Annotated in this window: 5 protein-coding genes; all 5 read right to left on the bottom strand. The window is 70.1% G+C overall.

Annotated features, from left to right (window positions below; genetic code table 11):
- Position 1 precedes the first annotated feature (1 nt).
- The 5 genes from ACZ7KF_RS26220 to ACZ7KF_RS26240 all read right to left on the bottom strand — a co-directional run bounded on the left by ACZ7KF_RS26220 (position 2) and on the right by ACZ7KF_RS26240 (position 5,812).
- Entirely contained in the window at positions 2–1,567 is a 1,566-nt protein-coding gene (locus ACZ7KF_RS26220; RefSeq protein ID WP_471079685.1) for an ABC transporter substrate-binding protein, read from the bottom strand.
- Positions 1,568–1,870: 303 nt separating this feature from the next.
- On the bottom strand, positions 1,871–3,070 hold the full coding sequence (locus tag ACZ7KF_RS26225) for a cytochrome P450 family protein (protein ID WP_471079688.1): 1,200 nt from the start codon (positions 3,068–3,070) through the stop codon (positions 1,871–1,873).
- Between the two features lie 102 nt (positions 3,071–3,172).
- Positions 3,173–3,556, bottom strand: coding sequence for a hypothetical protein (locus ACZ7KF_RS26230; RefSeq protein WP_471079691.1), 384 nt, complete (start codon positions 3,554–3,556; stop codon positions 3,173–3,175).
- Between the two features lie 161 nt (positions 3,557–3,717).
- Positions 3,718–3,867, bottom strand: a complete 150-nt coding sequence (locus ACZ7KF_RS26235; RefSeq protein WP_471079694.1) for a hypothetical protein — start codon at positions 3,865–3,867, stop codon at positions 3,718–3,720.
- A gap of 469 nt (positions 3,868–4,336) precedes the next feature.
- The gene (locus tag ACZ7KF_RS26240) at positions 4,337–5,812 is read right to left on the bottom strand and encodes an amino acid permease (protein ID WP_471079697.1); all 1,476 of its coding nucleotides are present in this window, start codon (positions 5,810–5,812) and stop codon (positions 4,337–4,339) included.
- Positions 5,813–6,990: the final 1,178 nt, after the last annotated feature.

The raw sequence follows: 6,990 nt of genomic DNA on the forward strand, positions 1-6,990 counted from the left end.
CTCAGTCCTCGCTGATCTCCCAGAACCGGAACACCGTGGAGGGGTCCAGGCAGTAGTCGACGCCGTGGACACCGTCACGGACGACCGCGTACTGCTTGGCCTGCCACACCGGCAGGACGGGGATCTGCCGGGCCACGATGTCCTGGATCTCGCCGAACGCCGCGTCGGCGTCCGTGCGGTGGCTCTCGGCCGCCGTGCTCGGGATCAGCTCGTCGGTGATGGTGCTGTTCTCGTAGTGGTTGCCCAGCACGTTGCCCTTGCCGAAGAAGGGGGCCGTGAAGTTGTCGGCGTCGGGGTAGTCCGGCACCCAGCCCTTGACGTAGACCCCGTACCGGCCCGCGGCGATGTCCTTCTCGTACCGGTCGAACGGCACCGACTTCACGTCGGCGTCGAACAGCCCGCTGGCGTTGAGCTGGTCGGCGATCGCCTCCATCTCCTGGTCCGTGGCCGGGCCGTAGCGGCTCGGGGTGGACCAGAGCGTCAGCTTCACCTTGTCGGTGATGCCGTCGGCGCGCAGCACGGCGGCGGCCGCCTCCTTGGAGGGACGGCCGCCGTACCGGTCGAAGAAGGCCGTCGTGTGGCCGCCGATGCCGGCCGGGACGATCGAGTACAGCGGTAGCGCCGTGTCCCGGTAGACCTCCTTGACGAGGGCGTCGCGGTCGAGCACATGGGCGATGGCCCTGCGGACGGAGAGCTTCCCGGCGACGGGGTCGCGCATGTTGAAGACCAGGTGCTGGACCTCGGCGCTGCTGCCCTCGACGACGTCGACGTCCTTGTGGCCGATCTGGAGGTCGATGTCGGAGATGTCCAGGGCGGTGAGGCCACGGTAGGCGACGTCGACGTGGCCGTCGACGAGGGCCTCCTGGAGGGCATCCTGGTCGCCGTGGAAGAACCTCAGCCGGACGCCGGAGTTCTTCACCTCGGCGTCACCCTTGTACTGCTCGTTGACCGAGAAGACCGCCTCGCCCTTGTCGAAGTGGTCCAGTGTGTAGGGTCCGGAACCGACCGCCTCGCCGTCCGTGCGCAGTTCCCTCGGGTCGTACTGCCGGTGGTCCACGATGGAGCCCGCGCCGGACGCTATCTTGCTGGGGAACGTGGCGTCGGGGACTTTCAGCTTGAAGATGACGGTCTTGTCGTCCGGCGTCTCGATCCGTTGCAGCATGCCGAACATGACCGCCGGGCCCGACGCGTCGTTGATCGCCAGGGTGCGGTCGAAGGAGAATTTGACGTCCTGCGCCGTCAGGGGGTCTCCGTTGCTGAATCGCAGACCGTCCTTGAGAACGCATTTGTAGACCTTGGCGTGGCCGTCCGTGAAATAGCACGATTCGGCGGCGTCCGGCTCGGGCTCGGTGGCTCCGACGGGAAAAGTGAGCAGCGACTGGAAGACGTTGTTGAACAACAGCCACGAGCCGGGGTCGTAGCCGGAGGCCGGGTCCGTGGCCAGCACGCCGTCGGACATTCCGACCACCAGGCCGGGGCTCTCACCGAGGCTGGTGCACCCGGTCAGCAGAGCGAGGGCCAGTCCGGCGGGGGCGAGCCGGGCCGTCCACTGGTTGTGCATGTTCACCGCATGTGCCTCGTCTTGGGTTCTTACTGGTCCGTGGACCGGTCGCACTCGGGGCCGGGCTCGTCCGGACCCGCGTGGGAGGGTCCCCGGACCGGAAGGGTTCCGGGCCGTCGGGGACTGCGGCGGATCACAGGGATGGGGGTGGCCCGATCGCCACGGGAGCGCGTCGAAGGCGCCCGGGACAGCCGATCGGAGGGCCGGTCGAGAGCACTCTACGTGCGCCGGATCACCGGAAACGGCGTCCGCGGACCCACTGTCCGAAGAGGCAGCGGTTGTGCACGGGAACCCGCTTCCGGGTGCCGGTCACACCCACCGCACCGGCAGCCGCCGGGGACCGTGGACGAGCATGCCGGGCCGCCATGCGACGGCCTCCGGGCCGGTGTCCAGGGCGAGAGCGGGGAAGCGTCGCAGCAGCGCCCGGACGGCGATGCGCGCCTCCAGCCGGGCGAGCGGGGCGCCGAGGCAGTGGTGGATGCCGTGGCCGAAGGCGATGTGGCCCCGCGCGGGGCGGTGGATGTCGAAGCGGTCGGGGTCGGGGAAGCGCGCCGGGTCGCGGTTGGCGTCGGCGACGACGACCAGGACCGGCTCGCCGCCGCCGGGGATCACCGCGCCCCCGATGTCGACGGGTTCGGTGGTGAAGCGGAACGTCGCCGCCTCCACCGGTCCGTCGTAGCGCAGCATCTCCTCCACCGCCGCGTCGACAAGAGTCATGTCCTCGCGCAGGGCCGCCAGTTGTCCGGGGTGGGTGAGCAGGGCCAGCACACCGTTCGAGATCAGGTTGGCCGTGGTCTCGTGGCCCGCCACCAGCAACAGCCACGCGGTGCCGACCAGTTCGCCGGGGCCGAGCCGGTCGCCGTCGTCGTCGCTGGTGCGGATCAGGGCGCTCATCAGGTCGTCGCCGCCCGCGCGGCGCTTGTCGTCCAGCAGCCGGGCGAGGTAGGCGCCCATCTCCTGGCTCGCCGTCCGGCGCGCCTGCGGATCGGGGTGCGAGAACACGTCGGTGCTCCAGGTGCGGAACGCGGCGCGGTCCAGCGCCGGCACGCCGAGCAGCTCGCAGATGACCGACATGGACAGCGGGAACGACAGGGCCTCGACGAGGTCGGCACGCCCGTCCGGCCGCGCCGTCATCGCGTCGAGCAGCGCCTCGGTGATCTCCTCGACGCGCGGGGCCAGCCGCTCGACCCGGCGCGGGGTGAACTCGTGGGCGACCAGCTTGCGCAGCCGGCCGTGGTCCGGCGGGTCGGAGTTGAGCATGTTGGGTCCGGAGGCCGGCCGCACCACGGAGAGCGTGGGCGCGGCCCGCTCCCAGGACTTGGCGAGACGGGGGTCGGCGAGCGCGGCCCGCGCGGCCTCGTACCCGACGACGAGCCACGCCTCGTAGCCCTCGGGCACCCGCACCCGGTGCACCGGGCCGGTCTCGCTCAGCGCCGCGTACACCGGGTAGGGGTCGTTGACGAACCCCTCGCCCAGCGCGCCGAGGTCGAGGAGGCCGGCCGTCGTCATCTGACTCCTTGGGAGATGAGGAAAGAGGAGAGGAAGGGGTGTGCGCGAGTGCCCGGCCGGGGGACGATCGCCGGGCCCTCGCGCACGTGCGGGGGCGGTGCGTCAGCCGAGGTTCACGAGGGAGTGGTTCGTGGTCGTGCCCTTGGCGGCACCCGTCCAGCCCTTCGACGCGGTGAAGTGGGCCGTGCCGACGTAGAAGCTCTTGCCGGGGTTGTTGTTGTAGACGCCCCACACCTTCCCGTAGGTGCTGCCGGAGGAGAGGGGGAGCTGTCCGCACGTGCCGGGCGCGATGAGCGTGGTCGAGATGTCGCCCTGCTGGGGGAGGGTCGCGTAGGCGGTGTAGTTGCCGTACGCGCAGACCTTGAAGGTGTGGGCGGTGGCGGCCGAGGCCGAGCCCGCCGTGCCCGCCAGCACCGCTGTGGTCAGGCAGGACACCGCACCGATGGCCAGGGAGGCCCGGCGGGCCGCCTTGAGGGTGAACTTCATGACGTTCTCCGTTCCGTTCAGTAGTACGCGGAAGTGACTGAGACAGGTAGCAGACCGGCCTGCGGGGCGCCGAGCCGGCGCCCCTCGGGCCGGGGAGCGCCCCTGCACGGAGGAGGCGGGCCCGGAGGTGCCCGGTGCTCCTGGTCGTGCGGGGGTGGCCGTCACCAGTCCGGGGGCTTGACCCCGGCCGTGCTGTGCGTGGTTCCGGGGGTGTCGGCCGCGGTGATCGCGGCGACGGTAGCGAACGCCAGCGCTGCGGCGATCAGACCGCCCAGGAGAGCGCCCAGGCTCGTCCGTCGGTTGCGACGCATCGTCCATTCCTTCCGTCGTGTAGGGAGACGCCCTGATCGGGCACTCGAAGTGTGCGTACACACCGGGTTCCTGCGGGTGACCGGAGGACCGGACGTGCCCCCTCGGGCGGCGATGAGGCCCCATGGGGCAGCCCCGCCGATGGCGAGTGGGACGAAGCCGGCCATGCCCCCGATGGACACGCCCCCACTGTCTCTTTCAAATGGAGGAGTCGCCGATCTCAGGAGCCGGCGCGGGTGGCCCGAGGGGCCCTGTACGCGGGTGTGCCCGGGTGCCCGGCGCCCTTGTGGGGCGCCGGGCACCCGGGTACGTCCGCCGGCCCTTCCGTGGGTCGGTTCACGAGGGAGGATTCGTGTCCCGGCCCATCCGCTTTCGGTCGGGACGAACGGACGCGTGAGGAAACTATCCGACCGCGCCGGACCGGCGGCGTTCCGCGCCGCCCCCTCTGCCCTTTCGGACAGCGAGGCGTCACTACTGCCCCGCCGAGTCGGCCCCGGCCTGCACGGAAACGTTCCTGCGAGCTACGAACCAGCCGCCGACCAGAGCCCCCACGACAAGCGGGAGGCATTCGACGGTGGTACGGGAGACACCGCCGTCCTGCCACATCAGCACCACGATGGAGGCGAGGAAGACCAGGGTGACCACCTGGGTGTACGGGGCCCAGGGCAGCCGGTACTCGGGACGGGTGACGGCGCCGTCCTGCGCCCGCTTCCAGAACAGCAGCGAACAGATCATGATCATGCCCCAGGTGCCGATGATGCCGAAGGAGGCGAAGTTGATCACGATCTCGAAGGCCTTGCCGGGCATCGCGTAGTTGAGGACGACACCGAGGACACCGAAGCCGGCCGTCAGCAGGATGCCGCCGTACGGCACTCCGCCCCGGTTCATCACGCCGGTGAACCGGGGCGCCGAGCCGGACAGGGACATGGAGCGCAGGATGCGTCCGGTCGAGTACAGGCCGGAGTTGAGGCTGGACAGGGCGGCGGTCAGGACGATGAGGTTCATGACGTCGGCGGCGCCCGGGATGCCGAGCTTGGTGAAGACGGTGACGAAGGGGCTCTCCCCGGCGGCGTAGACCGAGGACGGCAGCAGCAGCGAGAGCAGGACGACGGAACCGACGTAGAAGAACCCGACGCGCCACATGATCGAGTTGACGGCCCTCGGAATGATCTTCTCGGGGTGCTCGGTCTCGCCGGCCGCGATGCCGCACAACTCGACGCCCGCGTAGGCGAACACGACCCCCTGGATCAGCAGCAGCATCGGCGTCCACCCGTGCGGGAACAGACCGCCGTGGTCGGTGACGGTCGCGAGCCCCGGGGTGTGGCCGCCGACGTCGTGCTGGGTGATCACCAGGTAGAGACCGACGAGCAGGAACACGACGAGCGCCGAGACCTTGATGACGGCGAACCAGAACTCCATCTCGCCGAAGTACTTCACCGAGATCAGGTTGGCCGTCAGCACGACGGCCAGGGCGATCAGGGCGAGCACCCACTGCGGGATGTCGGAGAACAGGGACCAGAAGTGGGCGTAGGTGGCGACCGCCGTGATGTCGGCGACGGCGGTGGTCGCCCAGTTGACGAAGTAGAGCCAGCCGGCCGTGTAGGCGCCCCGCTCTCCCATGAACTCGCGCGAGTACGACACGAACGCGCCGGAGGAGGGCCGGTGGAGCACGAGTTCGCCCAGCGCCCGCACGACGAGGAAGGCGAAGACGCCGCACACGGCGTAGGCGATGAAGAGGGACGGACCCGCGCTGTGCAACCGGCCGCCGGCGCCGAGGAAGAGGCCCGTGCCGATGGCGCCGCCCACCGCGATCATGTTGACGTGCCGTGACTTCAGGTCCTTGTGATATCCGGCGTCGCCCGCGTCGACGTGGGCGGTGGCGGCTGCCGCCGGCGGCGCGGCAGCGGCCGGCGGAGCACCGGTCGCGGTCGTGAGGGGATCGTTCATGATGGTGGCTCACCTTCGGAGTGTCTGCACTGAGCGGGAACCGGAATCCGCGCAGGACGGAACCGGCGGACGCCACGCGACCGCCGGATTATCCGGTTCATGACATGCGATGCCGGGCGCCACGGCGTGACGCCAGTGGCGCGCCGTGGGCTGCGCGAAGAGCCCCGGTCGCACCGCTCGGAGCAGTCTGGGGGCGGACGGCTCCCGACGGCCCGGTCCCGCACGCCGCGATGTCCGATGGGACAGGGGGCGTACCCGAAGGGGACGGATGGTGATCAACAGGTGTCGGACCGCCGACGCGACCCCCGTTCGGACCACCTCACGCATCGGTCCACCTGACACACAAACCGCTCAACTGGGCCTATGAGGAGCCCAGTTGGGACGCGACGACGTGAGGCGTGGTGGCGCCGACGCCGCCGACGCCCCTCTGACGGGGAGGGCCGGCCGTCGCGGCGCCGTACGCAGCGGCCACCCGTCAGGGGGGTGGAGCCTCAACCGCTCCGTATGCGGCGCCTCGGGCGTCGGCGCCTACCGCGCACGGCTCGATCTGCTCAACGCCGCTTCCAGCAACCGGCGTTCCTCCGCGGTGAGCGACTGTCTGATTCTCGAATTCTTGAACCAGCCGTTCAGAAGAGCATGGGAACCACCCAGCCCGAGGGAATAGGACCACATGCTCTCGCCCGCCGCGCCACCGTCCCATCCCGCAGCCCATCGAAGAAGGTGGCTGACTTTCTGGTCATGGCTGTATCGTGCAGACATTGCTTCGGTGCTCTCCGGATTCGACGTTCGGACGCAAGCTCGGGTGCGCGCGCGGGTAAATTGTGGCGAATCCTAGGCAGCGAGAATACACACGGGCACCCACCCGAACACGGCCGGCCCCGAAGGGCAACGTCTTCTCCTGTTCGGGCAGACCGGAGACGCCGCAGGATCCGCTCACACACCCCCGGCCCGGCGGCACCGGTCGTTCCCGCTCACCATGCCGTTCCACCCCTCGTGCCGCACGGCGGGCGACGAGATCGGACGTGCGGTTGAGTGCCTGTTGCCATGCGCCGGACAGATACGGAATACCCGGTCGGAAAACCCGGTCACTTCACGAACGTTTCGGCGGCCGTCGGCCGGTGGCTGATCCTCCGGGATTTCCGTGGGCGGGACGAGCCCGGACCGGGCCGGCCGGAAAG

The sequence above is a fragment of the Streptomyces sp. NPDC038200 genome (assembly GCF_055600785.1).

Excerpts from the sequence above, each read along its gene's own strand:
- ACZ7KF_RS26235 (WP_471079694.1), bottom strand. The coding sequence starts at position 3,867 with ATGCGTCGCAACCGACGGACGAGCCTGGGCGCTCTCCTGGGCGGTCTG.
- ACZ7KF_RS26225 (WP_471079688.1), bottom strand. The coding sequence starts at position 3,070 with ATGACGACGGCCGGCCTCCTCGACCTCGGCGCGCTGGGCGAGGGGTTC.
- ACZ7KF_RS26240 (WP_471079697.1), bottom strand. The coding sequence starts at position 5,812 with ATGAACGATCCCCTCACGACCGCGACCGGTGCTCCGCCGGCCGCTGCC.
- ACZ7KF_RS26230 (WP_471079691.1), bottom strand. The coding sequence starts at position 3,556 with ATGAAGTTCACCCTCAAGGCGGCCCGCCGGGCCTCCCTGGCCATCGGT.